Raw genomic sequence first — 26,406 nt, 5'->3', positions numbered from 1 at the left:
CTCAACCACAACGAGATCCTGCTGGACACGGTCGTGGTCAACCACAACGAGATCCTGCTGGACACGGTCGTGGTCAACCACAACGAGATCCTGATCACCCCCGGCCTGGCCACCAACCACAGCGAGGTCCTGCTCGAGGCCGTGTGAACTGATCCGTGACGGAAGGGGGTGCACGGTGGCCGGCGGCCCGCGGCGCGAAACCGGGAAGGCGTACACGCACGCCGAGGAGGCGCGTCTTCCCGCCAGGGGAGCGCGTCCTCGCGCAGAGGAAACGCCTCCCCACACGGGGAAGGAGCACCTCGGCAGGATTCCCCGAGGGCTCGGTGAGCCCGCCGGCACCCCCTCCGTCATGGCCGACGGCACCGAGCCGGAAGCTCACCTGCGCGAGCTGGTCGACCGCGCCGACCGGCTTCGCGTCGAGGGCCGCTACCACGACTGCGACGCGCTGCTCCGCGAGGCGTTGGAACTCGCCGAGGAAAGCGCGGGGCCCGGCTCTCTCATCACCGCGCGGGTCCTCAACAGCCTGGGCGTACTGCACAAGTACACCGGACGCTTCGACGAGTCCGAAAAGTCGTATCGACGCGCTCTCGCCATCATCGAAACGCAGGTCGGCGAGGACCACCCGCTCATGGCGGACATCTGCCACAACATCGGCGGGCTGAACCACGCACGTGGCACCCACGCGCAGGGCGAGGTCTTCGCCCGCCGCGCGGTGGAGATACGGCAGCGGACCGCCGACCCCGCGCATCCGGGCGTCGCCGCGGACAAGGCGGCGCTCGCCGCGCTCCTGTGCGGGCTCGGCCGTGACGACGAGGCCGAGCGGCTGCTGTGCGAGGCTCTCGCGGTCTTCGAGGCAGAGCTGGGAGCCGATCACTATGAGGTCGCGTCGACCCTGCACAACCTCGCGGCGATCCGGTACGCGCGAAATGAAACGGCGGCCGCCGAATCGATGTACCGCAGGGTCCTGGAGATCAAGCAGAGGGTCCTCGGTGAGAGCCATCCGGAGCTGGGCCTGGCTTTGAACAACCTTGGGATGGCCGTGTGGAAAGCCGGCCGGGCGCTGGAGGCCGTGCCGCTCTTCGCGCGGGCGGCGGCCCTGCTCGAAGACGGGGTGGAGCAGGAGCATCCGGTCCGGCGGGCCTGCCTGCGCAACCTCGAAGCATGCCGGCGGGCGGCTCTTCCGGAATCCTCCGCGTGAACGACCCATCACTGAAGAAAGAGCGAGAGCCAAGAGTGGCCTTACACAGACTGGTGCCGCGGCTTCCCCGGCAGGTGTGGCTGGTGCTCGGCGGTGACGCCGTTTCTGCGCTCGGTAGCGGGCTGACCCTGCCCTTCCTCCTCGTCTACCTGCACCAGGTGCAGGGCATCGAACTCGCCGTGGCCGGACCGATCCTTTCGACGATCGCCGTTATGGGGCTCGTCGGCAACCCGCTGGGCGGGCTGCTCACCGACCGCTTCGGACCGCGGTGGCCCGCCACCGCCGGACTGGTCGTCGCCGCGGCCGGAACCGCCGGGATGATCGTCGTGCAGTCCGCGTGGCAAGGGTTCCTCGCGGCGGCGGTGTACGGCCTGGGCGTCGCGATCACCGAGCCGTCCTTCCAGACGATTCTCGGCACGTCGGTTCCTGCGGAGAGGCGATCGCAGGTGTTCGCGGCCCGGCACGCCGTGTTCAACGTCGGCCTGGGTGCCGGCAGCCTGCTCGCCGCCTTCACCGTGAGCTTCTCCGAACCGCGGACCTTCGTTGTGATCTACCTGCTGGACGCAGGCACGTTCATCGCCTTCGCCGTGCTGCTCGGTCTGACGGCGGACACCCGTGCTGAGGCGCCGGATACCCCGGCCCCCGCTTCCACCCCGGCCGCCGGAGGCGGCTATCGGGAGGTGCTCTCCGACCGGGTCCTGCTGCGGATCTGCGTGTGCGTGGCCGCCGTGTTCGCCTGCGGGTACGCGCAGCACTACAGCGCGTACCCCGTCTTCGCCACCCAGGTCGGCGGGCTGGACGCCTCGGAGCTGCAGCTGACCTTCGTGGCGAACACGCTGACCGTCGTCCTGGCCCAGCTCCTGGTCCTGCGGCTCCTGGCCGGCCGGCGACGCAGCCGGGGATTCGCCCTGTCGGCGGGGCTGATGGCCGCCGCCTGGGCCGCCGTGCCGGTCGCCGCGCTGCTGGGAGGCGGCACGGCCGGCGCGACCGGCTTCGTGGTCGTGATGACCGTGTTCGCGGTGGGGGAGACGCTAATGTCCCCGACCGTTCCCGCGCTCGTCAACGACTTGGCCTCCGACTCCACCCGCGGCCGGTACAACGGGGCCTACACCCTCGCGGGGACCCTCGGCCAGGTCGTCGGCCCGGCGATGGCGGGCGTCGCGCTCGCCGGCGGTCACGGGGCGGCGTTCTTCGTCGTCCTCGCCCTGGTGCTCGGCCTCGTCACCGTGGAGATGCTGCGGCTCGAACGCCGCCTTCCCCCGCCGGTCAACCTGGTGAGCGCCCCGCGGGCCCGCTCCTCCTCCGGCTGAGAGACCGGCTCGGGCCGCGCCGGGCGCGTCAGCCCAGGCGCGAGGCCAGGATCCCCGCGCGGGCGAGCTGCACCTGCCGGGCCTTCTTGGCGGCGTAGCCCAGCAGCGGGCGGGTCCAGGCGTGCACCACGAGGAGGTCTTCCACCTCGGTGCCGCCGTCCTTCTCGCTGAGGGTGAAGCGGTACTCCAGGCGCACCCCGCCGGGGCTGTTGACCTCACCCTCGACGGTCCGCGGCGTACTCCGGAGCGTCACCTTGATCATGTTGTCGTACTTGACGACGCCGAGGAACCTGAACCGCTCGACCGACGTGTAGCGGGTCTGCGTCTCCCCCTGCTCGACGTCCTTGACCGCGACCACCAGCGGCGAGAGCCCGACGTAGCTCTGCGGCTGGCTCAGGTGCGCGCGGAGCGCCTCCGGCGTGTTCCGGACGTGAAAGGTGTTGCGCAGCGTGACCTTCGGCATGCCCTGTCCCCGTTTTGACGATCTTTACCGGGAGACACTAACGGGTTCGGCCATGTACCAGCGGGCGGAATCCTCACCGCGGGTCAGGGAATCCAGCCTGCGCGGCAACTCGCGGCGGGAGAAGGGGTCGGCACCCGCGTTGCGGATGTGGATGCCCACGGCGTAGATGTCGCGGATCTCCATCAGGGTGGAGTAGCCCGCCCAGGAGCGCAGGTCGCTGCCGTACGCGTCGGCGAAGGCGTCCACGTCGGCGGAGGTCAGGCCGAAGCGCCGCTGACCGTGGTAGGTGTGGACCAGGTCCCATTCGCGGGGGCCGACCGCGACGCCGTCCCAGTCGCAGAGCACCACGTGGCCGTCGGCGCAGCGCAGCAGGTTGTCGATCCAGGCGTCACCGTGCAGCAGCACCGGGGAGCCGTCCATGACCAGGCTCGACCAGCGGTCGGTCAGCTCCGCGATGCGGTCGCGCAGCCAGGCCCGCTGGCACGGGGTGAGCTCTTCGGAGCGGTCCACCGCGCGGCGCACTTCCGACAGCGGGTCGGCGAAACGCTTGAGCGCCACCGGCGGCACCGGCAGCAGATGCAGGCTGCGCAGGATCCTGCCCAGCTCGGTGGTGGTGGGACGGCCGCTGGAGGGGACGTAGTGCCAGAAGGTGACGACCCTGCCGTCGTGCACCACGGGCTGCTCGGAGATCTCGTCGGCCGGGCGCACCGCGGGGAACCCCTGCTCGGCGAGCCAGCGGGCCACCGCGAGCACCAGCGGCAGCCGGGTCAGCGCGTTGGGCGCGGTGGCGATCCTGACCACGATCTCGCTGCGCAGCTTGAAGACGGCGTTGCTCCGTACCCGCAGCAGTTCGGCGTCCTGGTGGTCGATCCCCAGGTCCTCGCAGACCTCGCGCAGGATCCGGAACGCCTCCTCGGCGAGCGCCCCCATCAGCCGACCACCAGCGGCGCGTCGGCGACCAGGTCGGTCAGGCGGCGCACCGCCGCCATCCGGTGCCTGGCCGGCGGCACCTGCGCCAGCAGCGCCCGTGCCCGGTTCAGCACGATGGAGGTGCGGTGTTCGGGCGGGACCTGGAGCAGGGCCTTCTCCGCCATGTGACAGGCGTCGTCGATCTTGCCGGCGCGGACCAGGTGCGCCGCCTGGTCGAGCAGGATGAGCACCGGGTCGATGGCGTACGGGCTCGACGGCCCGGGCGCCCAGTCGACCTGCTCCCCCAGCTCGATCAGCGTGCCGATCCGGTAGAACTGCAGCCGCCGCTCCGAGAAGCGGAAAGCCAGGTGGTCGTGGCCCTCGGGGGGCATCCGGGAGAAGATCCGCTCGGCCTCGGCCAGCGCGGCCCGGGCGGCCTTGTGCTCGCCCATCCGGGCCAGCGCCCGCGCCTCCGCCGCCGCGCCGAGCGCCGCCGGGGAACTGGGCGCGCTGCCCGCGAGCATTCTTGCCTCGCGCGCCAGCCGCACGGTCTCGGCCAGGTCTCCGTAGTAGTAGGGCAGCATCGCCTGCTGCGCCCGGACGAGAGCGCGCAGCCGCACGTCGCCCATGTCGTCGGAGGCGGTGCGGGCGGTGCCGTACCAGGCGTGGGCCTGGCGGGTGTCGCCGAGCTTCATCAGCGCGTCGGCCGAGAGCAACGCCAGCATCACGGTGGCGTTGAGCAGGCGGCGCTGGGCCATCGCGGGCTGGCGGGCCGCGGAGAGCGTGCGGACGTCCGACAGCTCCAGCATCAGCCGGTAGAGCATCGGCACGGGGGCGCTGCTGATGTACTCACGGCGGTAACGCAGCACCTGCTCGTCGAGCCGGTCGAGCTGCTCCTCGGTGACGGTCGCGGCGGCGAGCGTGCGGTCGAGGTCCTGGCGGGTCCGCTCGACCTCGGCCAGCAGACGGCCGCTCATCACGGATCGGGAGCTGAGCAGCGCGTGGTGGAACAGCGCCCGCCGCTCCACGTCGTCGTCGGCGACACGCTCCTCCGTCTGGTACGGCGTGCGGGTCTCACCGCCGGAGACGACCACGACCTTGGCCCCGCCGCCGTCCTCGCAGTAGTCGCCGGCCAGGCCGAGCCGGACCGCGTTGGCCCGGTACAGTCGCGCCAGCAGGTCGATGGTCTGCGGGCGCGGCCTGGCCCGGTTGTTCTCCCAGGCGTTGAGCAGGTCGATGCTGGCGCGGGCCTCACCGAGGTCCTGGCGCTCGCAGAGTTCCTCCAGCTCCTGGACCGCCTGCCTGGCCGACCATCCCCTGGCCAGGCGGTGGGCCTTCAACAGGCTCACCCCACAGCAACCGTGGATGGCCTGCGCGGTCTGCCAGTGGGTCCACTGCCTCGACTCGGCCTGCTCTCGCCATCGTCGCGCGCACGCGGGCGAATGCTCACCTCGGGCCACGGCGCCCTCCCGGTCGCTGTTTACACAAGATTAACAAAAGCGCACCACAGAGTAAGCGCACCTGTGCATTGCATTCCCTTTATTCGTGGTTTTCCCACGGAACATTGGCGAGTTTCCGGTGTATTCCACCGATCTGGAGGGGGGACGGGGCAGGGGGGCGATTGCCTGGCCTGTCACAAACACGCACTCTGCAGACAAACACGTCACCCAGCGTCCTCCAGGAGTGATCCGGATGATGGCAGAGCGCGGCGAGGCCGTGGACCACCTGCGGCGGTTGGCCGCCCAGTTGGAGGCGCACGCCTTCCAGGTGCGTCTGAGGTCGCCCACGGGGCTCTATCCCCGGTTGCAAGTGATCAACCCGATGGCCCCGGCGAGAACCGAGGACGTGCTGGCCGCCCACGAGGCGGACGGCGAGTGGTGGTTCTGGCTGTCCTGGGCCGGCCGGATCGGGCACGCCGAGGACGTCGCCACCGCCGCGGAGCGTGTGGCCAGTGTTCTGCATGTGATACGGAGATAGGTGATTCTTGGGCGCCACGTGGGTAGCACCCGGTGATCAAGCCCAGAATGGAGCGGCACCATGAAAAGGATCCAGGTCGTGCAGCGTCCGCGTCCGCCTCGTGAACCGGTGCCGCTCGACCTGCGGAGTCCTTCGGGCCGTCCGCTCCCTTTCTGACCTCCCGTGACAGGCGCCTACGGCGCGCTGAGACCCGGGGGCCGGAGCCGCGCGATCTCCCGCGTCGGTGGCTTGCAAGCGTCTTTCAAGCGGCCTGCAGGCGGTCCGGGAGATCTTGCGGTCATGAGAAGCGCCCCTTTCACCTTCAGTGTCAGTGTGGTGGTTCCCGCCATGAACGAGGCGGAGAACCTGCCGCATGTCTTCGCTACCCTGCCGTCCTGGATCGACGAGGTGATCCTGGTCGACGGGAACTCCACAGACGACACGGTGGCCGTGGCCAAGGCCCTCCGCCCGGACCTGCGCGTCGTCACGCAGACCGGCAGGGGCAAGGGCAACGCGCTCACCGAGGGGTTCGCGGCGGCCACCGGTGACATCATCGTCATGATCGACGCCGACGGCTCCACCGACGGCCGGGAGATCATCTCCTTCGTGACCGCGCTGGCCGAGGGCGCCGACTTCGCCAAGGGCACCCGCTGCGCCCCTGGCGGAGGGTCCGACGACATCAGCCCGATCCGCTCGCTCGGCAACGCGATGCTGACCAAGCTGACCAACCGGCTGTACGGCACCCGCTACACCGACCTGTGCTACGGCTACAACGCCTTCTGGGCCCGTCACCTGGACGCGCTCAACCTCGACTGTGACGGTTTCGAGATCGAGACGCTGATGAACATCCGCGCCGCCCAGGCCGGGCTGGTCATCCGCGAGGTCCCCAGCCACGAGCGCAGCCGCATTCACGGCGCCAGCAACCTGCACGCCGTCCGCGACGGCCTGCGGGTCCTCCGCACCATCCTGCGCGAGCGCGACAGGCGGGCCACCCGCCGGGTCAAGCTCCAGCGGGAGCACGCCACCGCCGCCTGATCCCGCGGGGCCGGCCGGCCCGGCCCCGGCGGCGGGGGCACCGGGAGATCAGGCGAACTTGGTCTTCGGGCGCTCCTGGAGAACGCCGTCCACGTAGATGTCCACCTTCTCGTTGTAGAAGGAGATCAGCCCGGCGATGCGCTGGCTCTCCTCCCGCGGGTTCCGGTACGACCAGGCCAGGTCCGCGTGGCCGCCGACCGCCCAGTATTCGGCCTCGCCCTTGTACGGGCAGCGGGTCCTGGTGTCGGTGGGGGTGAGCAGGTCCAGACGGACGTCGGTCTTGGGAAGGTAGTAGCGCGGCGGCAGACCGGTCTCGAAGAGGATGCGCGCCGCGCGGGAGTCGGCCACGGTCACGCCGTCCACCTCCACGCGGATCCACCGCGAGGACGGCAGGATGTCCACCCGCGTGTAGGGGTCGCGGGGATGGACGTAGACCTCCTCGTCCTCCTCGAACCAGGCGTCCATCGCCGACCACTCCAGGCGCACGTGTCCGCGCAGTTCCTCGATCGGGGAGTCGGGGTAGGCCAGCGCCGCGTCGGCCACCCCCTCGACGTCGTACAGCACGCCGTCGCCCCGGCTGGGCGACCGCTTGGTCCGGCCGTTGGGCTCCAGCCCGACCGCGACGTCGTCGCGGGGGAAGTAATAGGTCGGGTAGTAGGGCACCTCCCACACCAGCAGCGCCCGGGTGGTGTCGGCGACGACCCGGCCGTGCAGGAGGGCCCGCACCCTCTTGGCCGTCGGTTCGATCCTGATGCGTCCACGCGTCATCGGCTCCATGGCCGCGCCAACTCTTCACACGCCGCGGCTATTCCAGCGGCCCGGCGAGCCCACGCCCGGCCCGCGCCCGCGCCCGCGCCCGGACACGCACCCGGCCCGTCGGGCGCGCACCCCGATCCGTACGCACACCCGACCCATCGAGCACGTACCCGGGCTGGACACACACCGCCCGGCGAGTACACACCAGGCCCGGTGGGCGAGCACCGTGACAGAACCCGCCAAATGGCTGGAGCGGCTCCCCGGTGACTCCGTACGATCGACGCGGAGGCACCCCACACCCCACGGTCTCACCCCGTTCCGCCGCCTCCCGGCGTCCCGCCGCCTTCTGCCGTCCTCGCCCCTGCCACGAAAGGCCGTACCACGCGATGCCGGATCTGCTCTTCGACATGGAGACCCAGGATCCCGACGACGTGCTGACCCTCTGCCTGGTCGCGTGTCATCCCGCCGTACGGCTGCGGGCCGTCACCGTCACCCCCGGGTCACCGGCCCAGACAGGGCTCGTCCGGCACGTGCTGCGACTGCTGGGCCGGGAGGACGTCCCGGTGGGCGCCGACGACCCCGGCACCGGCAAGGACCACGTGTCGGCCTTCCACCACCGCTGGCTGGGCACCCCTCCTCCGGCCCCGCCGGACGCCCCGGCGGCCGAGCTGATCGCCCGGACCCTGGAGCGCCACCCCGGAGCCGTCCTTCTCACCGGCGCGCCGCTGCGCAACCTGGGGAGGCTGCTCGACGAGCACCCGGAGGTGAGGTTGAGCCGGTGGGTGGCCCAGGGCGGATTCGCCGGCGACAACATCGTGCCGCCCGAGCACCGGTTGCCGAAGTTCGACGGCCGCGCCACGTGTCCGACGTTCAACTTCAACGGCGAGCCCCGGGCGGCCCGGCGTGCCCTGTCGTCGGGTGAGCGGATCGGGCGACGTGACCTGGTCTCCAAGAACGTCACCCACGGCGTTCGCTACGACGCGGAGTTCCACGAACGGCTGCGGCCGTACCGGGACCGCACCGCCGGGCTCGCCCTGATGTTCTCGGGCATGGAGCGCTACCTGCGCAAGAAGCCGGGGGGGAAGCTGCTGCACGATCCCACCGCGGCGTGCGTGGCCGTCGACCGCACCGTCGCCACCTGGGCGGAGGTCGAGGTCGTCCGGGAGGACGACGGCACGTGGGGCGCGCTGCCGGCGGCCGGCAGCGGGACGTTCATCACGGTCGCGATCGACCACCGGCGGCTTTTCGACGTCCTCGTCGGCGGGGAAACGGGCCACCGGCCGGACGGCCCCACCGGCCACGACCGCGGAGACGGCCCCCCGGCGGCCGGGCGTCCCACGGCGACGCCCGCGTCACCGTAGCCCCGGCGCCCTCCGTGGCACGGTCCCCGGCGGCCGGGCGCCTCCATATCCCCGCGAGCCCGGCGCGCAGGGACGCCCGGGGGCAGTGGGCCTGCGGGCGGGCCGCCTGACGCGCGTCAGGCGGCTTCCAGGGCCTCGGCCACGGAGGGGAACACCTCGAACACCTGGATCAGACCGGCGAGGGTGAGCCGGCGGACCAGGTTGCCCCGGACGCCGGTGAGGATGAGCCGGACGCCCTCGTCCAGGCCCTGGTGACGCGCCTGGAGCAACTCGCCGATCCCGGAGGAGTCGCAGAAGGTCAGGGCCGACAGGTCGAGGATGAGGATCGGCGTCCGCAGGGCTTTCCACGCCCTGTTCATCTCCTCCCGGAGCACCGGGGTGTGGTAGTGGTCGAGCTCCCCGCTCGCCCGCACGACGAGCGTCGTGCCGTGCAGCCCCGACGTGGCGGCGAAAACCGGCTCCGGTGCGTTTCCCGCGAACATGATCAGCCCTCTGCCCAGATTTCGCTCAAGCAACACCACTGTCTCACATCGGGTAGGCCGGCCCGGCGGGGCGTGAGGGGATCTCGCTCCTCCACCGGTCGTCCCGCCTGTCGCCCTCCCCGTGCGCGAGCACCCGCTCCCCGGAGAGCGCCGGTCCGGATCGCACGAGGGGATGCTCCGTCCGGGCGGGCGCCCGCTCTCCGGGGAGCACCGCCTCTCCGGGGCAGGGCGCGACCGTCTCCTCGACCGTGCGGCGGATGTCGAACAGTTCCTCCACCCCGAGCAGGCTCAGCCGCTCCCGCATCGTCGTCGAGGGGCCGACGAGGACGAGCGTGCCGCCGACCGCGCGGACGCGGGTGAGCGCGTAGATCAGCGTGCCGTACCCGGTGGAGTCGCAGAAGGTCACCCCGGTGAGGTCGATCACGAGGTGCGGACGGTCCTCCGCCCGCAGCGCGGCGTCGGTCCCCTCTTTCAGGAGCCGGGACGACGCGTAGTCCAGGGCTCCCGTCGCGTACAGGGCCGTGCCGTGGCGGTGCCGGTCGGCCCGGACGTGGAATTCCGATCCACCTCGCACATCCACCACCGGTCTCCCCCTCTCGCCACGTCCCAGGTGCCCGCGACAGGCGGATCTAATCCCGTCGGACGGCGCCGGCCGTAGGTGACATACCCGACAATGGCGACATGGTGAAGCCGCGCCTGGTGGCGATCGCGATCGTCGGGACCTCCCTGCTCACCGCGTGCAGCGCCGACCGCGCGGCGGCACCCGCCCCCACCCCCGCACCGGCCCGTACGTCGCCGGGGACCACGGGAACGCCGCCGCCCCCGGGGGGCCGGGCGTCCGCGAGCCCCGCGGCGACGGGAGCGGTCGCCGCGTCCGCCGCGTGGGCGACCGTGGCCGGTGCGAAGCTGTCGGGGCAGACGGCGCTGGTGGACGTGGCGGCGACCGGCCCCGGGAACGTCTGGGCCGTCGGCTACCAGGACAGCGCGGAGGACCGGGAGGGCACCCCGGCCGCCGTCCGGTGGGACGGGAACCGGTGGGGCGAGGTGGCGCTGCCCGCGGCCGACCTCGAACACCTGGAAGGGGTCAGCGCGTCCGGACCGGACGACGTGTGGGTGGCGGGAAACGGGACGATCGCGTTCGCCGCGCGCTGGAACGGACGGGCGTGGACGGCGTACACCCCCTTCGGGGCGGCACAGGACTACCGGCTGACGGACGTCGCGACCAGCGGCGGGAAAGCGTGGTTCACCGCGACCCGCCCGTCCGGGGCGGTCGTCCTGGAATGGAAGGACGGGGGGTTCGGCAACGTGCTGGACACCGGGGGGAGCCTCGAAGCGATCACCGCCAAGGAAGGGCACCTCTGGGCGGTGGGCGCGAGCGAGGAACGGACGCCACTGGTCTGGCACGGCACGGCCGACGGCAACTGGGAGAGCATGGAGACGCCCGAGGTGGCCGGGGGCAGGCTCGACCGGGTCTGGCAGATCTCCCCGTCGGACGTGTGGGCGGTCGGGCAGATCGCCGTCGAGCCGGGCACCCCGGAGACCCTGCCGCTGGTCATGCGCTGGGACGGCAGGAGTTGGACCCGGGTCGAGGTACCGGTCTCGCGCGGGGCCCTGCACGGCGTCACCGCCTTCGGCCCCGGTGACCTGTGGATCAGCGGGATCGACGCCGACCACTCGGGACAGGTGCTCTTCCTCCACTTCGACGGCACGGCCTGGACGCGTGAGTACGGCCCGCTGTTCCGCACGCGCGCCGAGGAGCAGCAGTACGAGGAGACCGACGACATCAACCACACGGGCATCGCCCGGGTGCCGGGCACCGGCGCGCTGTGGGCGGTGGGCTCGGTCGGCCGGGGCGACGACGAGGAGGCCTTCGCCCTGCGCCGTTGAGGCCGTACCATCGCGGCCGCGCCCACCGCCTGCGACACCCCGGTCGCCCAGTTGGAACAAACGGCGTCCTCGCCGGAAACACGGCCCGCCTAGCCTACGGACATGGCGGACTTTTGCCCCCAAACGCCACGATCGACCCTGTCAACGCCGCAGCCCGGACGCCGGAGGTCGGCCCCCCCGACCCGGGCACCGCCCGTCGTGGTGCGACCGCCCGGTCCCGGCCCGCCACCGCCCGGCCGGACCCCCCTACGGCCGGTGCGCGGTCCGGAAATCCCGGAAAAGGTCAGTCGCCTGACGTAGGCTCTCTCAAACTCCAACAAAGAGGGAGTACGACGTGAAAAAGGTCCTAATCACTCAGAAGCCCCGGCCGCCTCGCAGACCCACCCCTCTTGACCTCCGCACGCCCTCAGGACGGGTGCTCCCTTTCTGAACCCCCCTCCGCCTCCGGCTTCCCCGCCGCCAGGAACAGCCGGTTGACGAACCAGAGGATCACGCCGATCGCGACCAGCACCCCGGCGCGTATGTAGACATAGGCGTCACGTCCCGTCACCGGCAGCGCCAGGACGACGCAGACCACCGCTCCCAGCGCCGGCATCCAGCCCGGCGCCCTGAAGTGATCGTGTTCCACCCGGTCCCCGCGCAGGACGAGCACGGCCACGTTGACCATGGCGAACACGCACAGCAGCAGGAACACCGTGGTGTCGGCCAGGTCGCCCACGTCGCCGGTGGCGACCAGCACCGCCGCGACCCCCACCGTGAAGACGATGGCCACCCACGGAGTGGACCTCGTGGGGTGGACCGCCGCGAAGAGCCGCGGCACGATTCCCTCGCGCGCCATGCCGTAGACGAGGCGCGAGGCCATGAGCATGTTGATCAGTGCGGTGTTGCCCACGGCGAGCAGCGCGATGAGCGCGAACAGCTTGGGCGGGAACGCGAGCCCGGCGACCTTGACGACCTCCAGCAGCGGCCCGGAGGAATCGGTCAGCGTCCTGGTGTCGACCAGCATGGTGGCGGTGAAGGCGACCGCCAGGTAGATGAGCGCCGTGACGGCCAGCCCGCCGAAGAGCGCGCGGGGGAAGTCACGCTGCGGGTTCCTGGCCTCCTCGGCGAGGTTGACCGAGTCCTCGAAGCCGAGCAGGGCGTAGAAGGCGAGGGCCGTACCGCCCAGGACCCCCAGGAATGCGCCGTTGGCCGGGTGGAACTCCAGAGCCCGTGCGGGCTCGCCGTCGCCGGTCAGCAACGCGTAGACCCCGATCGCGATGATGACCAGCAGACCGAACGCCTCGACGATCGTCAGGGCAACGTTGACCTTGACCGACTCGGAGATGCCGGCGAAGTTCACCAGCGCGACCAGACCGAGGAAGACGAACGCCCCGACGACGACCGGCAGCGTGACGAACTCCGCCAGATAGCGGCCGCCGAACGCCCGCGCGGCGGCGCCCGCGGACGTGATGCCACTCATCAGGACGGCGAAGGCGACAATGAATGTGACAAAAGGGATATTAAACGCCTTGTTCACGTAAAGCGCCGCACCCGCCGCGCGTGGGTATTTACCGACGAGTTCGGCATAGGCCGTCGCCGTCAGCGCGGCCAGCACGAAGGCGACGAGGAACGGCACCCACAGCGCCCCGCCGACCTGCCCGGCGGCCTTCCCCACCAGCGCGTATATCCCCGCGCCGAGGATGTCGCCCACGACGAACAGCAGCAGCGTCCGGCGCCCGATGACCCGCTTGAGCGAGTGCTGCCCGGACGCTGGATCGATCATCACCTCGGCCATGCCCCGCTCTTACCCGGAGCAGGCGGGGAATCACCTTGGGTCACCGGAGTCACTCCTGTAAGCGCCGTGAAAGCGGCTCGCAAGAAGGCGCCCCTACAGTTCTGACTGTCACAAAAAACAATGAAAGGCAGAAATGTTCAGCGCCCTCTCCTCCCGCCGCATCGGTCTTCTCACCGCGGGGGTCGCTCTCATCTCTTTGACCGCCACCGCCTGCGGCAGCTCCGCCAACAGCGAGATCTGCAGCGGGGCCGCGTGGTCGAAGGCTTTCTCGGACTACACCGCCTCCGCGACGGCCGGTGTCGCCGACCCGAACAAGCTCAACGAGGCCGGGGCGAAGCTCTCCGCCGACCTGAAGGAGCTGGCGGGCAAGGCCGACGGCGAGCTGGCCACCGCGCTCACCGAACTCGCGGACGCGTTCGGCTCGCTCAAGATCGACCCGAACGACCCGACGGCCGCCGCCTCGGCAGCCGCCTCGTTCGGCCAGAAGACCCAGGAGGCCGCCGCCAAGCTCGCGGCCGCCTGCTCGTAGTGAGACCACGTGCCTCCCGGTGACGGGAGGCACCCACGTACGGTCGCCGCTCCGCCTGCGGGGGGGCAGCGCGGGGCGGCGGCCGTACGGACATCCCGGGAAAAGCCCCTGCCGCCGCACGGCAGGGGCTTTCCGCTTTCCCGCACCGCAGGCGGCGCGCCGGGCCGCGAGCGCGCCGGGGCCCGGAACACACGCCGACCGCAGACACATCAGGACCCGGAACGTACACCGACCGCAGACACATCAGGACCCGGAAACACGCCCGGTCCGTGAACACGTCGGGATCCGAAGGCGCGTCAGGGCTTGCGGGTACGTCGGGACTTGAGGGCGCGGGCCTCCTCGTAGCAGCGCTCGAAGCCCTCCAGCACCGCGGGCCAGGAACTGCGGACCGGTTCGGTCTCGCGGTTGTGGGCGGCGATCGACTCGCGGAGCTCACGGTCGCGGACCAGCCGGGCCACCGACGCCACCAGGCCGTCGAAGCTCCCGCCGAGCAGCCCTTCCTTGCCGGGACGGACGAAGTCGGCGACCCCGCTCTGCGCGCGGGCCACCACCGGGACCCCCGCGGACCGGGCCTCCAGCGCCGCCAGGCCGAAGGACTCGCGGGGCGCGGGCGCGACGAAGACGTCCGCCGAGGCGAGCAGTTCGCGGATCCGGTCGCGGCTGTAGCGGCCGGGGAGGGAGACCCAGCCGGTCATGCCGTTGGCCCGCAGGTAGCGCTCCATCTGCGAACGGGCCGGGCCGTCCCCGACGATGGTGGCCCGCATGGGTGTCCCGTGCGGCACCTGGGCGCGGGCCTCCTTCAGGAGTCTGAGCAGCCGCACCGGCTGCTTGCGGGGCGCCAGCCGCCCCACCGCGACGACGTGCACCGGCTCCGCGCCGGTCGCGCACCGCCCGGAACCCGGCTCACCCCCCGCCGAGCCGGCCCGCCGCGCGGGATCCGGCTCCCGCCGCGCGAGGTCCGCCCCGCGCTCCTCCGCGCCCGGCCCGTGACCCGCGAGGTCCGCCCCGCGCTCCTCCGCGCCCGGCTCCCGCCGCGCGGGATCCGGGTCGTCCCCGGCCGGGCGCCAGGCGGAGACGTCGAGGCCGTTGGAGACCACGTGCACCGGCACACCGTGACCGGCCACCGCGCGGATCGGCACGGCGGCGGCCTCGCTCACCGCCGTGCCCACCAGCCCCCAGCGGTTCCACCCGTACAGCAGCCTGAGCCCCCGGTAGACCGCGCGGGTGACCGGGTCCCACATGCTGTGCACGGTCACGACCACGGGCAGCCCCGCGCGCACGGCCGCCCGCACGCCCATCCAGGCGAACGGCGAGATCGCACCGGTGTGTACGTGCACCACGTCGGGGCGGCGCGCCGTCATCAGCCGGAGCATGTGACGCACCCCGAACGGGTGGACGGGCAGGTCGAAGGGGAGTTTCGCGACGATCCTCCGCACGCCGGGCAGGGGCTCTCCCGGAGTCGCGGTCGCCACCTCGACGTGGTGACCCGCCTGGCGCTGCGTCCGGATCAGATCGGCGACCTGGACCTCGATGCCGCCCAGGCGCGGCAGGTAACAGTCACTGACGTGGAGGATCCTCACCGTGCCAGCGTAGCCCCGCGTGAGATCATGCCTGCGTGCCCGCGAAGGCGCATCCGAACCGCGCGAACGGAGTGAACCTGATCGACACCGTCAAGACAGCAGTGTTCTTCCACGCCCACCCCGACGACGAGGCCCTGCTGACCGCGGGCACCATGGCGATGCTGGCCGCGGAGGGACACCGGGTGGTGCTCGTCGTGGCGACCTCGGGCGAGCGGGGGCAGGCCGACATCGAGCCCGGCGAGGAACTGGGCGCCACCCGCCTGGCCGAGCTGTACAAGTCGGCGGCCGCCCTCGGCTGCGCCCGGGTGGTGAACCTGGGCTACGGCGACTCGGGGCTGGCGCCCGACGGCGGGATCGCCGAGGACCGGCCGGGTGACGCCTTCATCGACGCCGACACCGAGGAGGCCGCCCGGCGGCTGGCCGCGATCCTGACCGAGGAGAAGGCCGACCTGCTGACGATCTACGACCCGGCCGGGGGCTACGGGCACCCCGACCACGTCCAGGTCCACCGGGTCGGCGGCCGGGCGGCGGAGATCGCGCGGACCCCGATCGTGCTGGAGGCCACGGTCAACCGCGACCCGCTGCTGCGGGCGCTGAGGCTCGCCGTCAGGTTCTACCCCCAGCTCGACATCCGGGCCTTCGAGCGGGCCTACTCCCCCGGCGAGGTGATCACCCACCGGGTCAACGTGCGGCGCTTCGCCCGTCAGAAACGGGCGAGCATGGCGGCTCACGCCTCCCAGGCCACCGGTGCCGACACCCGCACGCTCGGGGTGCTGCTCAAGATCCCCCAGCCGCTCTACCGTCTCGTCTTCGGCACCGAGTGGTACGTCCGGCGGGACGCGCCCCTGGGGTCCCGGCTGAGGCATCCGTTCGAAATTCCTCCCAAAGGATGAAGCCCGGACCGGCACACTTGGTGATGGGGGTGCCATGAGGAGCAAACTTATCCAGATCGGGCTGTCGGTCGCGTCGCTGGCGCTGGCTGTCACGCTCGTCGTCTTCCTGCCCCAGATCGTGCGGGCCCTGACGGGCAAGCACGTCTCCTGGCCGGAGATCGGCGCCCACTTCGCCGCGCTGAGCCCCCAGTCGGTCGCGCTGATGGCCGCCGTCTGGCTGCTGAGCCTGCTGGCCTACACGTTCGTGCTGACCGCGTCGCTGCCCGGCCTGACCCACCTGCAGGCCCTGACGCTGAACGCGGGCGGCAGCGCGGTGAGCAACCTGCTCCCGTTCGGCGGCGCGGCCGGGGTCGCGGTGACGTTCGCGATGACCAGGGGCTGGGGCTTCCCCACCCGCGCCGTGGTGGTCTCCACGCTGACCAGCGGCATCTGGAACACCCTGTTCCGTTTCCTGCTGCCCGCGGCGGGCATCGTGGCCCTGCTGGCCAGCGGGCAGGAGCTCAACCCGGCGGTGACCAACGCGGGCCGGGTGGGCGTGCTGTCCATCCTGGCGCTGGTCGCGGTGGTGACCGCCGCGCTCTACTGGGACCGCGCCGCCGACCTGCTCGGCCGGGCCCTCGACGCCCTCGTCCGGCTGGTTCCCCGGGGGGTCCGCCTCTCCGAGCACACCGCATCGGAGGCGCTGCACAAGCTGCGCGCCGACACCTCCGGGATCGTGCGGCGCCGCTGGCCCGGCCTGACACTCGGCATGATCTTCTTCCTGGGCTTCCAGTGGCTGATCCTGGTCGTGTGCCTGCACGCCACGGGCGCCTATCCCGGGCTCGCCCAGTCGATCGCCGCCTTCGCGCTGTCCCGAGTGCTGACCACCGCCTTGGTGACTCCCAGCGGAACGGGGATAATGGAGGCGGGGACGATCGGCGCCCTGGTCTTCTTCGGCGCACCGCTGGACTCGGCGACCGCCGCGGCGTTGCTCTTCGGGTTCTGGACCTACACTGTCGAAATCCCCTTCGGCGGACTGGCGCTCGGCGCGTGGGCACTCCTGCGCCGGCGTGAGGCCGCCACCCCGGCCCCGGAAAAGGAGCCGATCAGCCGCTAGATTGGGAAATATCTTGTGTGTCGTTCGAAGGCCCGCATAGCGTGGCGGCTGACATGGTGGCGTTCCGGGTTCTCGGTCCGGTCGAGGCGTATTCCAGTGAGGGCGAGCTCGACCTAGGCGGGCTGCGTCAGCGTGCCGTCCTGGCCCGCCTGCTCGTGGCACGTGGTCAGGTCGTGCCTGTCGACTCGTTGCTGTACGACCTGTGGGACGACGACACGGCCAAGGGCGCCCAGTCGGGCCTGCAGGTCTACATCTCCCGGCTGCGCAGGGTGCTGGAGCCAGGCCGCCCGCGTGGGGGCCCCAACCGGCTGCTGGTGACCGTGGCCTCCGGCTACGCGCTGCGCGCCGCCCCCGAGCAGGTCGACGCGCTCCGCTTCGAGGCTCTGGTGCGCAGCGCCGGGGAGCAACTGGAAGGCGACGACCCCGCGTCCGCGCGGGTCGGCCTGGAGAAGGCGCTGGGGCTGTGGCGCGGCACCCCGTACGCCGACTTCGCCGACCAGCCGTGGGCCGAGGCCGAGGTCAACCGGCTGGCCGAGCTGCGCCTGGTGGCCCGCGAGCGACACGCCGACAGCGGCCTGCGCATGGGCCTGGCCGCCGAGGCGGTGCCCGACCTGGAGGCGCTGACCACCGAGCACCCGCTCCGCGAGGAGGGCTGGCGGCTGCTCGCCCTCGGCCTGTACCGGTGCGGACGCCAGGGTGACGCGCTGGCCGCGCTCCGCAAGGCGCGCACGATCCTCTCCGACGAGCTGGGCATCGACCCGGGTCCGGCGCTGCGCAAGCTGGAGTCCGACATCCTGGCCCAGGATCCGGGGCTGGAGCTGGCCGCGCCGACGGCACGGCCGCGCCCGCCGGTGACCGCCGACACCTGGCCGCCCCGGCCCGCGGTGACCCCGGTGGAGCCGCCCCCGCTGGAGCCCGAGCCGTTCGTCGGCCGCGACGCCGAGCTGGCCAAGCTCACCGCGGCCGCAGCCAAGACCGGCCGTTTCACCGTCGCGATCGTCAGCGGTGACGCGGGCGCGGGCAAGACCACCCTGCTCCGCCAGCTCATCCGGCACCTCTCCGCGGAGGGCTGGAGCATCTCCTCGGGCGCCTGCCCCGACAGCAGCGCCACCCCGCCCGGCTGGGCGTGGGTGGAGATCCTCCGCACCCTGGTCAACGCCGTCGGGCCGGGCGAGTACGCCCAGTTGCTCGCCCCGCTCCTCGACGACGCGGCCCCCGAGCCCGACGACGAGGTCTCCGGCGGGTTCCGGCTGCACCGGGCGGTGGGCGGCTACCTGGCCGCCGTCGCCAAGGAGACGCCGGTCCTGCTGACCCTGGAGGACCTGCACTGGGCCGACGACCAGACCCTGGCGCTGCTGCGCGCGCTGCCCAGCCTGCTGGCCGCCAGCCGGGTGCTGCTGGTGGTGACCTGCCGTGACAGCGAGCTGAGCGACCGGCAGGCCGACGTGCTGGCCGCGCTGGCCAGGCTCGGCCCCGTCCGGGTGAACCTGACCGGTCTCGACACCAAGGCGGTGGCCGCGCTGGTCCGGGCGACCTGCGTGCGCGAGGTCGACGAGGACGCGGTCAACACCATCGTCGAGCGGACCGGCGGCAACCCCTTCTTCATCCGCGAGACCGTGCGCCTGCTCGACGCCGAGGCGGTGAGCGACCGCGCGACGGCCGCCGAGGTGATCTCCGGCGTGCCGTCCGGGGTCCGCGACGTGCTGCGCCGGCGGATCGCCCGGCTGCCCGCGCCGTCCCAGCAGATCCTGCTGCAGGCCGCGGTGATCGGCCGGGACGTCGACGTCGACGTGCTGGTCGACGTGGCCGGTGACGAGGAGGCCGTGGTCGACGCGGTGGAGGCCGCGCTGCTGGCCGGTCTGGTCACCGAGCCGGGCCCCGGCCTGCTCCGCTTCGACCACGACCTGGTCCGCGACACGCTGTACTCCGACGCCTCCCGCCTGCGCCGCTCCCGCCTGCACGCCGCGGTGGCCGCGGTGATCGAGCGCAGGAACCCCGGTGACGTGGCCGCGCTGGCTCACCACTACGACGCGGCGGGCACCTCCGACACCGCCGCCAAGGCGGTGCACTACGCCGGGCTCGCCGCCGAGCAGGCCGAGCGCCGCTTCGCCCACCGTGAGGCCGCCACGCTGTGGGAGCAGGCCATCGCCGCCTTCGACCGCTCCGGCATCACGCACACGCCGGAGAGGACCAAGGAGCGGCTGCTGCTGACGCTGCGGCTGATCAAGGCGCTGGCGCTCTGCGGCGACATGGCCGCGGCCCGCAGGCGGCGCCGCGAGGCGATGGACGCGGCGCTGCCGCTGGGCAACCTGGAGCTCACCGCCCGCGTGGCGGCCTCGCTGGCCGTTCCGCACAAGGGCATGTCCCGCGACTTCACCCGCACCGCGTGGGAGATCGTCGACGTGGCCGAGCAGGCGCTGGTCGAGTTGCCCCCGGGCGAGCAGTCGCTGCGGGCGAGCCTGCTGGCCACGCTCGCGCTGGAGCTGGAGGGCTCGGCCACCCCCCGGGGCGAGCAGGCCTCGCTGGAGGCCGAGGAGCTGGCCCGGCGGAGCGGTGATCCCGCGCTGCTGGCGACCGCGTTGAGCGGCCGGCTGCGTCAGTCGTACGGCATCACGCCGGTCGGCGAGCGCGAGGTCATCGGCCGGGAACTGCTGGAGGTCGGCAAGACGACCGGGCAGGTCTCGGTGCAGGCCCTGGCCCACCTGGTGCTGATGGAGTGCGCCGCCGCCTCGGGCGCGTTCGCCGAGGCCGACGCGCACGTGGCCGCCGCCGAGAAGCTGGCCAGGCAGTACGGCCTGTCCGCGCCGGCCGCCGTGGCCGCCTGGTACGCCGGGCAGCGGCTGATGATCGCCGGCGACTTCGCGGGGGCGGAGCGCGCCTATCGCGACGCCGCCCGGCTGACCGCGCGGGCGGGCATGCTGGAGGGCCGCCAGGACCTGCCGCTGATCACCGCGTTCTGCCTGCACCTGGTCAACGGCCGGGCCGCCGAGATGGTGGAGCCGCTGGCCGAGGCCCACCAGCGCGGCGCCAAGTGGACTCTCGACGCCTACGCGGTGGCCCTGGCCTCGGCGGGCCACACGCGCGACGCGAAGGCGGTCATCGCGGTGAAGACCCCGGTGCGCCCCGACTTCCTGTACGAGCTGGCGATGATCTGGCGGGCTCTGGCCGGGATGCTGCTGGACGACAGGGAGCGGATGACCGAGGCGTACGACACGCTGAAGCCGTTCGCGGACCGGATCGCGGGCGCGGGCACGGGTGTGGTGGCGCTGTGGCCGGTCTCGCTGACCCTGGGCGACCTGGCGCTGCGGCTGGGCTTCACCGACGCGGTCAAGCCGCACTACGAGAACGCCCTGGCGGTCGCGGAGCGGGTCGGCGTCAGCCGCTGGGTGGAGGCTGCGCAACGCTCCCTCGGCGGCTGACCGGCATCCCTCCGGGGCGGCCGGGCGCCGCCCCGGGTGCCTGCGCGCCCGCCGCAGGTGCCGTCGATAAGCCGGTGGGCACCGCCCCGGGGTCCTCGGGGCCGGTGGGTGCCGCCCCGGCGACCCGCCGGGTGGACGGGCGAGCGGCCGGCTCAGCAGCTGACGAGGAACTTCTCGCTGCGCAACGGGGTCCGCTTGCCGGAGACCGAGAGCACCGCCCGGTACCAGCCGGGGTTGTTGACGACCCGCGGCTGCCACTCGACGGTCTGGCGGCCCCCGGTGAAGCCGGAGCTCGCGGTCAGGTAGATGCGCCAGTCGCGGCTGGCCGGGCTCCAGCGCTCCAGGCGCCAGTCGTAGGAGACCGCGGCCTTGGGGTCGTCGCCGCCGACCACGCTCCGGATCCGGTACGGCCTGGTGCACGAGCCGGAGGCGGTGAGCTTGCTGACGGTCACCACGCCCTTCGCCGGGGCCCGCCGTGCGGGCGGCTCCGGGGCGGTCGCCGCCGCGGCCGCCTCCTCCGTGGTGGCCGGCATCGACTCCGACGACAGGATCACCGTGCGCACCGGGGCCTGGGCCGCCGGGCCCCGTCCGGCCTGTGTGGAGTCGCCGCGGGTGCTCTCCACCCCCAGGTAGGCTCCGGTGAAGGCCAGCGTGGCGACGAGCAGCTTGACAACACTCGCGGTCCCGCTCGCCACCACCGGCGCCACACTGCTACGCGGACTCATGACAGACACCTTCCTTAGTCACACACAGGTGTACGCCGTGGTTCTTGCTCTCGGGTTGACGTCCGCTTGCAGGGGCCGGGGTCCGTAATGACCTCCCGTGATTCAAGCTGAGGTAAGCCTGACCTAATATCGTGAAAGAGCAGGCCGAACGACCGTGGCGGTGATGTTCAGAATGCGACCTGTTGTGGTGGGGACCCTCGACTCCGACCCCGCCTCCTTCCTGGGCATATCCGTCCTGCTCTGGCCGATGATCCTCGGCGGTGTCGGCCTGTTCGCCGCCTTCCAGGCCTACTACTGGATCGGCCACCGGCTGGGTCCCAGGATCTACGCGTCCCGCCTCGGGAAGAAGATCTCCGAGGAGAAGATCCTCAAGGTCGAGAACGCCGTGCGGAAGTGGGGCGCATTCGCCGTCTACGCCTGCTTCTGGGTGCCCGGCCTCCGCCACACGCTGCCCTGGGTGGCCGGCGTGCTGCGGATCTCCTACCCCTGGTACGTCGTGGCCGCCGCGCTCGGCTGCCTGACCTGGGTGCCGGTGACGTACCTCGGCCTCTACTCGGTGATCTGGGGCTGGCTGAAGCTGGCGGCGCAGTCGCCGCTGCTGGCGGCGCTGGCCGCCGTGGCGGTGGTCGCCGCGGTCATCGGGTTCGTGCGCTGGCGCCGCCGCAGAGCCGCCCGCCGCGAGGCCGAGAGGCTCGCCGCGGTCTGAGCGCCCGCGGGGCCGCCCGCCCGCGCCGGGCACCGGTCCGGATGAGGATGGAGTCTCCTTGCCCCTGGCCATGTAACCCTGCTGCCATATTTCCCAGGGCCGAAACCCGAAGCCGACATATTGCCGGTGAACTCTGCCACCATGGCTCCCATGCAGACCGGGGGAATCCACCTGACGACCTGCGCCGCACTGGCCACGGTGACCGCACTGGCCGCCGTTCCCGCGGCGCCCGCCCTCGCCGTGGGCCCCGGCGCCGCGACTCCGGCCGCCGCGCCGGTCACCCGCGCCGCCGGGCCCTCCGCCGGTGTCTCCCAGCCGGGCGTCCGTCCCGCGACGGGGACCGCCCGCAGCAAGGCACCGGCGGTGCCCGCGCGGGCCGCGTTCGTGTACGAGCCGGCGACGGGGACGGTCCATCTCAGCAAGCAGGCGACGCGCCGGATGCCGGTGGCCAGCCTCACCAAGGTCATGACGGCGTACGTCGTGCTCCGGGAGGCCCGGCTGGACGACACGGTGACGGTCACCGCGGCCGACGTCAAACACGCGGCGCGCAACGGCGCGACTCACGCCTCGCTGCGCGCGGGGGAGCGTCTGACGGTGCGGGACCTGCTCTACGGGGTCATGCTGTCCTCGGGAGCCGACGCCTCCCACGCGCTGGCCCGCGTCTACGGTCCGGGTAACGCCCGGTTCGTGGCGAAGATGAACGCCGCGGCCCGCTCCCTCGCGCTGGCCGACACCGGTTACGCGAACGCCGACGGGCTGCCCAAGCCGAAACCCGGCTACTCCACCGCCGCCGATCAGGCGAAGCTGGCCGACGTCGCCCTGCGCGACCCGGCCTTCCGGGTTATCGCCGCCACCAGGCGGCACGTCGTGGCCAAGACCAAGGTGCACCGGGCCCACGTCTGGACCAACAGCAACAAGCTCCTCGGCAAGACCCCGGGGGCGCTGGGCGTCAAGACCGGCTACACCGACGCCGCCGGATACTGCCTGTCATTCGCCGCCGACCGCGACGGCCGCCGGATCATCGGGGTCATCCTCGGCGACTCCAAGTCGGAGCGGCGGTTCCAGACGGCCACGCGCCTGCTCGACTGGGCGAGCGGTCAGGCCCCGGGCCCGGCCGCCCTCTGACCGCTCGCCCGTCAGGGCACCGGCGGGGGGTCGTGTCCCTCAGGCCATGGTCGCGATCCCGCCGGGGTCGCGCCCGTCCGCGCCGTGCCTGCCACCGGCCCGGCGCCTCCCGCCCGTTCCGCGCCGGCCCGTCTCCTCGCAGCGGCACCGCGGCTCGAAGCGGTGGGCGAGACGGATCTTGATGTCGTCGTTCCTGAACTGGTACAGCACCCCCTCCCTCCGCAGGATCTCCCGCGCGCACATCCGGTCGGCGAACCGGATGAACCTCCAGGGCAGCCTCCGCGTCACCACGAACCACGTCAGCGACATGAAGTAGGCGAGGCACGCCGTGTTGAAGCTCGCCACGATCACGCCGATCGTCAGCCCGAACAGCAGCCCGTCCTCGACCCCCAGCCGCAGCTCCGAGACGCGGACGATCTCGTCGAGCAGGCCGGACATCGGCCCGAGGAGCGCGGCCAGGGCGAGCGTCGAGGCCAGGCCGACCCCCACCACGCTGATCGCGAACGTCGCCACGTCATCGCGGAGCAGGCTGCCGGGGCTGACGACGGGGACCGCACGCCTGCGCCGCGGGCCGCCGCGCTCCGTGACGCCCGCCCAGCTGACGAGGCCGCCCACGACCCCGACCGGCACGCCCGCCATGAGCCCGAAGGAGAAGGCCAGGGCGGCGCCGTAGGCGAGGTCGTGTCTGAACGCGCCCGTGATCCCGCCCGCGAGGCCGACCGGTACCGCCGCGACGACGCCGGCGACGATCCTCCGCGGTCCGTGGACGCCCCGGCGGAGCCGGAAACCGACCCGCGCCGGAGTGAGCACCGCGGGCCCCGGGACCAGGAGGCGGGCCGCCAGGACGGCGACCCCGACCCCCAGCGCGACCGCGAGCAGCACGCCGGTGAACCGGCGGTCGACGTACCCGTCCACCAGGAGCCGGCGCTGCACGATCACGGTGGCGGCGGCGGACGCCGTCCCCGCCGCCGCGACGAGCAGCAGCGGGCGCACGACCCCGTCCCGGGCCTTCGCCTTGCCGAAGGCGACGACCGCGATCGCGGTGCCGCACTGGACGGCGTCCACGACCGCGATCCCCGGGGGCAGGACGGCGCGGCCCAGCAGGAAGACCACGAGGCCCGAGACCGCGCCCATGATCGCGGCGGGCACCGCGCCGAAGACCATCCCGCGGGTGGCGCCGAGGATCACCCCGGTCGTCGTGCCGATGGCGAAGCCCCGGGTGAGCCCGTCGGGCAGTTGCAGGGCGAGCTGGTAGGCGGGGCCGACGGTCAGCCCGAAGAGCATCGCCATCCACGCGGGCGGGATGGCCTCGTGGACGCGCCACCAGGAGAAGCCGCTGAAGCCCCGCGTGTGGAGCTGGTAGGCGAGGAAGCCGAGGTGGCGGCCGTCCCTGCTGCGCAGCAGTTCCCCGTCGCAGGAGAGCGCGTCCTCCACGTAGCGGTCGATGAGGAAGTCCCGCAGCTCGCGCGGCGGGGAGTCGGTCGCGGCCAGGAACTCCTCCGGCCTCGCCTTCCCCGCGGCGACCAGTCGATGGAACAGGCTCAGATAGAGGGGACTGCTCAGCACTTCCGCCTGGGGGGATCCCGGGTCCACCCGCGCCCCGGCCGTGGCGGGAAAGGCGAGGTAGCGGTGGACGGCCTCGGCGGTGAGGCGCAGGATGTCGTAGCCGGACCAGCCCCCCAGCCCGGGGAGATGCCCGATACGCCTGCGCGATCCGCAGAGCACGATGACCGCGACGCCGGCCGGTATCCGGTCGGAGATCTGTCGCATCGCCTCACCGGCCGTGCCCCGGGGGAGCTCGTCGAGCCCGTCGAACACGAAGACCGGGGTGGCGTTGAAGACGAGCTGGTCGAGCAGTTGCCCGGCGTCCTCGAAGGCCCGCGCGCTCTCGTACGTGTTCATGATCTGCCGGCCGAGCCAGGAGTCGAGCGGTTCCGCCGGGTCCCACGAGGCCATGGAGAGCAGGACGGGCAGCCGCGCGGAGTCGCCCTCCAGCAGCCCGCGTGCCATCAGCAGGGCGAGCGTGGTCTTCCCCCCGCCGGTGGCGCCGTGGATGACGGCCCGGTGCAGGGTGTTCCCGGTGACGAGCGCGGCGATCCGGCGGCCGAACTCCTGCGCGGTGACGGGAGTGCCGTCGGCGGGGCCGATGTACAGGATCGAGCCCCGGCCGCGCTCGCCGTTCCTGCTCCGCAGCGCCATCGGCAGGATCCGGGAACCGAGCAGGCGCCGCCGTCGCGCCTCCTTCCCCAGGATCGCGCGCATCTCCGCCCGGAGCGGGCGGATGATCTGGTTCAGATCCCCCGTGGTCCGCCGCGGAGGCGCGAAGAAGCCGAAGACCCCGAGCAGGGTCAGCAGAGCCGTCAGGATGCTGGACACGCTGTCGGCCTCGCCCTGCGTTCTGAAGAGCAGGGCGTACCCCAGGTAGCAGAGGCCCGCCAGGGCGATCACCGCGGACACCGCCCGCTGCGCCGCCGCCCTCTTCACCCGCTCTCTCCCCGCACCCGGAGCCGGGGAGGGAGGAGCGCGGACGCCGATGTTTTGACCCTCACATTGGAAGCGACGCGCCCCCCATAAATCCGGTTCACCATTCACCGAGGATTTTACGGTATTTCCCGCGCCCATATAATGCATTTTTTGCCCTGTTATCATGAACAAAGAGATAAGGTGGGCGCGGCCGCTGCCTGCGGGGACGCATCCGTGAAATCGCGGGATGAGGCGATTGTCACGAAGAAACCGTCGCACCGGAGCCCGATCGCCGACCGGGGGAACCCGCGCCGTCACACCGGAGCCCGATCGCCGGCCGAGGGAACCCCGCGTCGGGGTCGAGCGGGTGAACCCGCCGCCCCAGGACGTGCCGGCCACCCGACGGGCGCGCGGCGCACGGGTTCCCGTGCGAGTCGTACGCCGCCGAGGGGACACCCGGCATCACCCGCCACGGCAGCCGACCGGACCGCCTCCGCTCCCGGCTGCCGCCGGAGTGCTCCGGGGGAAGGCGACCGGCGGATCGGCGGATCCCTCCTCCCGAAGGCCGCCCCCGCGTGATGACCTACCGGGATATTGCACACCGGTTCCCGGGGGCGTTTCTCCGGGATACGGGCCTTCGGCGGGAAGGGCATGACCGGAGTCCCGCCTCTTCCGATTTCCGTCCGTCATCGGGGGGTAATCCGATCACCCCAAGGCTTTGTGCTTTTCCAGATGA

At 72.3% G+C, this 26,406-nt stretch carries 22 protein-coding genes; 12 read left to right on the top strand and 10 right to left on the bottom strand.

Annotation, left to right across the window (positions count from 1 at the left end):
• Nucleotides 1-349: 349 nt before the first annotated feature.
• Entirely contained in the window at nt 350-1,198 is an 849-nt protein-coding gene (locus ABD841_RS18555; protein WP_344973065.1) for a tetratricopeptide repeat protein, read from the top strand.
• 35 nt (nt 1,199-1,233) lie between these two features.
• Nucleotides 1,234-2,508, top strand: a complete 1,275-nt coding sequence (locus tag ABD841_RS18550) for an MFS transporter (RefSeq protein ID WP_344973063.1) — start codon at nt 1,234-1,236, stop codon at nt 2,506-2,508.
• A 28-nt stretch (nt 2,509-2,536) separates the two neighbouring features.
• Here the strand turns inward: ABD841_RS18550 and ABD841_RS18545 are convergent, their stop codons facing one another.
• The 3 genes from ABD841_RS18545 to ABD841_RS18535 are packed head-to-tail and all read right to left on the bottom strand — an operon-like array spanning nt 2,537 to nt 5,229.
• A complete protein-coding gene (locus ABD841_RS18545) occupies nt 2,537-2,971 on the bottom strand; it encodes an SRPBCC family protein (protein ID WP_344973061.1) in 435 nt (144 codons plus the stop codon).
• A 24-nt stretch (nt 2,972-2,995) separates the two neighbouring features.
• A complete protein-coding gene (locus ABD841_RS18540; RefSeq protein WP_344973059.1) occupies nt 2,996-3,901 on the bottom strand; it encodes a phosphotransferase enzyme family protein in 906 nt (301 codons plus the stop codon).
• Nucleotides 3,901-5,229, bottom strand: coding sequence for a helix-turn-helix domain-containing protein (locus tag ABD841_RS18535; RefSeq protein WP_344973057.1), 1,329 nt, complete (start codon nt 5,227-5,229; stop codon nt 3,901-3,903). Before ABD841_RS18535 ends, ABD841_RS18540 begins: the two co-directional genes overlap by 1 nt.
• Before the next feature lie 343 nt (nt 5,230-5,572).
• On the opposite strand from ABD841_RS18535, the gene ABD841_RS18530 reads away from it, so the two are divergent.
• Nucleotides 5,573-5,857: a hypothetical protein gene (locus ABD841_RS18530; protein WP_344973055.1), complete on the top strand. Its 285-nt coding sequence runs from the start codon at nt 5,573-5,575 to the stop codon at nt 5,855-5,857.
• Between the two features lie 279 nt (nt 5,858-6,136).
• Nucleotides 6,137-6,871, top strand: coding sequence for a glycosyltransferase family 2 protein (locus tag ABD841_RS18525; protein WP_344973053.1), 735 nt, complete (start codon nt 6,137-6,139; stop codon nt 6,869-6,871).
• Nucleotides 6,872-6,919: 48 nt separating this feature from the next.
• Here ABD841_RS18525 and ABD841_RS18520 read toward each other — a convergent pair whose 3' ends face one another.
• Complete coding sequence (locus ABD841_RS18520; protein WP_344973051.1) at nt 6,920-7,639, bottom strand: DUF427 domain-containing protein; 720 nt, start codon at nt 7,637-7,639, stop codon at nt 6,920-6,922.
• Between the two features lie 374 nt (nt 7,640-8,013).
• Between ABD841_RS18520 and ABD841_RS18515 the strand changes: the two genes are divergently transcribed.
• Nucleotides 8,014-8,988 carry a nucleoside hydrolase gene (locus ABD841_RS18515; RefSeq protein ID WP_344973049.1) on the top strand — a complete coding sequence of 325 codons (975 nt, stop codon included), beginning with the start codon at nt 8,014-8,016 and terminating at the stop codon, nt 8,986-8,988.
• Between the two features lie 116 nt (nt 8,989-9,104).
• On the opposite strand, the gene ABD841_RS18510 is transcribed toward ABD841_RS18515, so the two are convergent.
• A complete protein-coding gene (locus ABD841_RS18510) occupies nt 9,105-9,506 on the bottom strand; it encodes an STAS domain-containing protein (RefSeq protein WP_344973047.1) in 402 nt (133 codons plus the stop codon).
• Between the two features lie 7 nt (nt 9,507-9,513).
• Nucleotides 9,514-10,053 (bottom strand): STAS domain-containing protein, encoded by a 540-nt coding sequence (locus ABD841_RS18505; protein WP_344973045.1) that lies wholly within the window; start codon nt 10,051-10,053, stop codon nt 9,514-9,516.
• Between the two features lie 98 nt (nt 10,054-10,151).
• Between ABD841_RS18505 and ABD841_RS18500 the strand changes: the two genes are divergently transcribed.
• On the top strand, nt 10,152-11,357 hold the full coding sequence (locus ABD841_RS18500) for a hypothetical protein (protein WP_344973043.1): 1,206 nt from the start codon (nt 10,152-10,154) through the stop codon (nt 11,355-11,357).
• Between the two features lie 406 nt (nt 11,358-11,763).
• On the opposite strand, the gene ABD841_RS18495 is transcribed toward ABD841_RS18500, so the two are convergent.
• Nucleotides 11,764-13,122 carry an APC family permease gene (locus tag ABD841_RS18495; RefSeq protein WP_344973041.1) on the bottom strand — a complete coding sequence of 453 codons (1,359 nt, stop codon included), beginning with the start codon at nt 13,120-13,122 and terminating at the stop codon, nt 11,764-11,766.
• A gap of 145 nt (nt 13,123-13,267) precedes the next feature.
• Between ABD841_RS18495 and ABD841_RS18490 the strand changes: the two genes are divergently transcribed.
• Nucleotides 13,268-13,663, top strand: a complete 396-nt coding sequence (locus ABD841_RS18490) for a hypothetical protein (RefSeq protein WP_344973039.1) — start codon at nt 13,268-13,270, stop codon at nt 13,661-13,663.
• 296 nt (nt 13,664-13,959) lie between these two features.
• Here the strand turns inward: ABD841_RS18490 and ABD841_RS18485 are convergent, their stop codons facing one another.
• The gene (locus ABD841_RS18485) at nt 13,960-15,243 is read right to left on the bottom strand and encodes a glycosyltransferase family 4 protein (protein ID WP_344973037.1); all 1,284 of its coding nucleotides are present in this window, start codon (nt 15,241-15,243) and stop codon (nt 13,960-13,962) included.
• Between the two features lie 35 nt (nt 15,244-15,278).
• Between ABD841_RS18485 and ABD841_RS18480 the strand changes: the two genes are divergently transcribed.
• The 3 genes from ABD841_RS18480 to ABD841_RS18470 are packed head-to-tail and all read left to right on the top strand — an operon-like array spanning nt 15,279 to nt 20,651.
• Complete coding sequence (locus ABD841_RS18480) at nt 15,279-16,136, top strand: PIG-L deacetylase family protein (protein ID WP_344973035.1); 858 nt, start codon at nt 15,279-15,281, stop codon at nt 16,134-16,136.
• A gap of 34 nt (nt 16,137-16,170) precedes the next feature.
• Nucleotides 16,171-17,232, top strand: a complete 1,062-nt coding sequence (locus ABD841_RS18475) for a lysylphosphatidylglycerol synthase transmembrane domain-containing protein (RefSeq protein WP_344973033.1) — start codon at nt 16,171-16,173, stop codon at nt 17,230-17,232.
• 41 nt (nt 17,233-17,273) lie between these two features.
• The gene (locus ABD841_RS18470) at nt 17,274-20,651 is read left to right on the top strand and encodes an ATP-binding protein (protein WP_344973031.1); all 3,378 of its coding nucleotides are present in this window, start codon (nt 17,274-17,276) and stop codon (nt 20,649-20,651) included.
• Between the two features lie 152 nt (nt 20,652-20,803).
• On the opposite strand, the gene ABD841_RS18465 is transcribed toward ABD841_RS18470, so the two are convergent.
• Nucleotides 20,804-21,376, bottom strand: coding sequence for a hypothetical protein (locus tag ABD841_RS18465; protein ID WP_344973029.1), 573 nt, complete (start codon nt 21,374-21,376; stop codon nt 20,804-20,806).
• A gap of 163 nt (nt 21,377-21,539) precedes the next feature.
• On the opposite strand from ABD841_RS18465, the gene ABD841_RS18460 reads away from it, so the two are divergent.
• Together ABD841_RS18460 and ABD841_RS18455 are read left to right on the top strand one after the other, a co-directional pair.
• Nucleotides 21,540-22,082, top strand: coding sequence for a DedA family protein (locus tag ABD841_RS18460; protein WP_344973027.1), 543 nt, complete (start codon nt 21,540-21,542; stop codon nt 22,080-22,082).
• A 150-nt stretch (nt 22,083-22,232) separates the two neighbouring features.
• Nucleotides 22,233-23,207 (top strand): D-alanyl-D-alanine carboxypeptidase family protein, encoded by a 975-nt coding sequence (locus ABD841_RS18455; protein WP_344973025.1) that lies wholly within the window; start codon nt 22,233-22,235, stop codon nt 23,205-23,207.
• Nucleotides 23,208-23,246: 39 nt separating this feature from the next.
• Here the strand turns inward: ABD841_RS18455 and ABD841_RS18450 are convergent, their stop codons facing one another.
• Complete coding sequence (locus ABD841_RS18450) at nt 23,247-25,691, bottom strand: NACHT domain-containing protein (RefSeq protein ID WP_344973023.1); 2,445 nt, start codon at nt 25,689-25,691, stop codon at nt 23,247-23,249.
• Nucleotides 25,692-26,406 lie beyond the last annotated feature (715 nt).

The sequence above is a fragment of the Streptosporangium fragile genome, from assembly GCF_039534445.1.
Lineage (GTDB): Bacteria > Actinomycetota > Actinomycetes > Streptosporangiales > Streptosporangiaceae > Streptosporangium > Streptosporangium fragile.
The sequence above is the reverse complement of the archived record's forward strand: the minus strand, read 5'-3'. Positions and strand labels throughout refer to the sequence as shown.

Excerpts from the sequence above, each read along its gene's own strand:
- ABD841_RS18555 (WP_344973065.1), top strand. The coding sequence starts at position 350 with ATGGCCGACGGCACCGAGCCGGAAGCTCACCTGCGCGAGCTGGTCGAC.
- ABD841_RS18490 (WP_344973039.1), top strand. The coding sequence starts at position 13,268 with ATGTTCAGCGCCCTCTCCTCCCGCCGCATCGGTCTTCTCACCGCGGGG.
- ABD841_RS18465 (WP_344973029.1), bottom strand. The coding sequence starts at position 21,376 with ATGAGTCCGCGTAGCAGTGTGGCGCCGGTGGTGGCGAGCGGGACCGCG.
- ABD841_RS18525 (WP_344973053.1), top strand. The coding sequence starts at position 6,137 with ATGAGAAGCGCCCCTTTCACCTTCAGTGTCAGTGTGGTGGTTCCCGCC.
- ABD841_RS18475 (WP_344973033.1), top strand. The coding sequence starts at position 16,171 with ATGAGGAGCAAACTTATCCAGATCGGGCTGTCGGTCGCGTCGCTGGCG.
- ABD841_RS18515 (WP_344973049.1), top strand. The coding sequence starts at position 8,014 with ATGCCGGATCTGCTCTTCGACATGGAGACCCAGGATCCCGACGACGTG.
- ABD841_RS18495 (WP_344973041.1), bottom strand. The coding sequence starts at position 13,122 with ATGATCGATCCAGCGTCCGGGCAGCACTCGCTCAAGCGGGTCATCGGG.
- ABD841_RS18500 (WP_344973043.1), top strand. The coding sequence starts at position 10,152 with ATGGTGAAGCCGCGCCTGGTGGCGATCGCGATCGTCGGGACCTCCCTG.
- ABD841_RS18545 (WP_344973061.1), bottom strand. The coding sequence starts at position 2,971 with ATGCCGAAGGTCACGCTGCGCAACACCTTTCACGTCCGGAACACGCCG.
- ABD841_RS18520 (WP_344973051.1), bottom strand. The coding sequence starts at position 7,639 with ATGACGCGTGGACGCATCAGGATCGAACCGACGGCCAAGAGGGTGCGG.
- ABD841_RS18540 (WP_344973059.1), bottom strand. The coding sequence starts at position 3,901 with ATGGGGGCGCTCGCCGAGGAGGCGTTCCGGATCCTGCGCGAGGTCTGC.
- ABD841_RS18530 (WP_344973055.1), top strand. The coding sequence starts at position 5,573 with ATGATGGCAGAGCGCGGCGAGGCCGTGGACCACCTGCGGCGGTTGGCC.
- ABD841_RS18455 (WP_344973025.1), top strand. The coding sequence starts at position 22,233 with ATGCAGACCGGGGGAATCCACCTGACGACCTGCGCCGCACTGGCCACG.
- ABD841_RS18460 (WP_344973027.1), top strand. The coding sequence starts at position 21,540 with ATGTTCAGAATGCGACCTGTTGTGGTGGGGACCCTCGACTCCGACCCC.